1 protein-coding gene is annotated in these 1237 nt (G+C 68.3%); it reads left to right on the plus strand.

Features of this window, described 5'->3' with window-relative positions; translation table 11 throughout:
- On the plus strand, nt 1–1140 hold a 1140-nt coding region (locus ACFRAU_RS26070; protein WP_378002021.1), incomplete at its 5' end, for an Ig-like domain-containing protein.
- Between the last annotated feature and the right edge of the window lie 97 nt (nt 1141–1237).

Consider the following 1237-nt stretch of genomic DNA (forward strand, 5'->3'; position numbering starts at 1 on the left):
GACGGGCCGGGCCTCACCACCTGGACGGCAACGTGGACGGGCCTGACCGGCGTGGGTGTCGATGGTCTTTCCGACGCTGACAGGGCATCGACACCGGTCAACTCGGAAAGCCGCGGGATGTGGCTAGGACGCAACCCTGCCCTGCTGACAGAGAACACTATCTTCGAGTTCGGGCAGATCGGCGGTCCTACCGCACCGTGCACGGCGCCGCTGGCGAAGGGCCCGTCGGTTCCGGACATGACCGCCGCGTCGGACACCGGCAGCTCCGCCACGGACAACATCACCCGCAACACCACTCCCACGTTCGCGGGAGCCGTGGCATTGCCTGACTCCACGACGGCAACCCTGTACGTGGACGGGGCCGCGAATGGCACGGCAGCGGTCGCAGCGAACGGCGGCTTCACGCTCACCCCGGCCACGCCCCTGGCCAATGGCCGCCACACCGTCACTGCCAGTGAGACCACCGCTGGCGGAACCGAAACCATGTCCGCCGGTTCCCTGGCCGTGACCGTCGACACCGTGGCGCCCGCCGTGACAGCCAAGGCGCCGGCGCTTAACTCGATGGCGGTCAGCCAGACCGGCAACGTCACCGCCACCTTCAACGAGGCGATTTCCGGTCTGAGTACTGCGCGCTTCACGCTGAAGAACGCTGCCGGGGCGGTCGTGGCCGCACCCGTGAGCTGGACCGCAGCAACCCGCGTGGCCACACTCAACCCGACGGCGACATTGACAGCGGACAAACGATACACGGCCAGCCTCACGGCCGGGATCACCGACGTCGCCGGTAACCCGCTGGCCACGTCCTCCTGGGCCTTCACGACCGGCCCAGGGCCGGTCATGGCCACCAGGACGCCCGCGCCAAACGCGACCCGTGTCAGCCGGACCGCCAACGTCACCGTCGCCTTCACCGAGGCTGTCAGCGGCGTCACCAACGGAACCTTTGCACTCAGGAACGCCGCAACGGGGGCCCTGGTCAGCTACGCCGTCAGCTACAACGCCTCCACCCGGACCGCCACCCTGAACCCGAACGTGACCCTGGCGGCCAACACCAGGTACACGGCGTCGATGTCCTCGAGCATCAAAGACGCCGCCGGAAATACTCTGGCCGGTGGCTCGTGGAGCTTCACCACCGGGCCGTAACCCAGCCACGGGGCGAAGTAAGCCCGGTGCCGGCCAGAAAAGCCGGCGCCGGGCTTACGCCTGGGAACCGGCGAATTGACGGTCACCTCCGGCTTCG

This window comes from Arthrobacter sp. NPDC056691 (assembly GCF_042791415.1).
GTDB lineage: Bacteria > Actinomycetota > Actinomycetes > Actinomycetales > Micrococcaceae > Arthrobacter.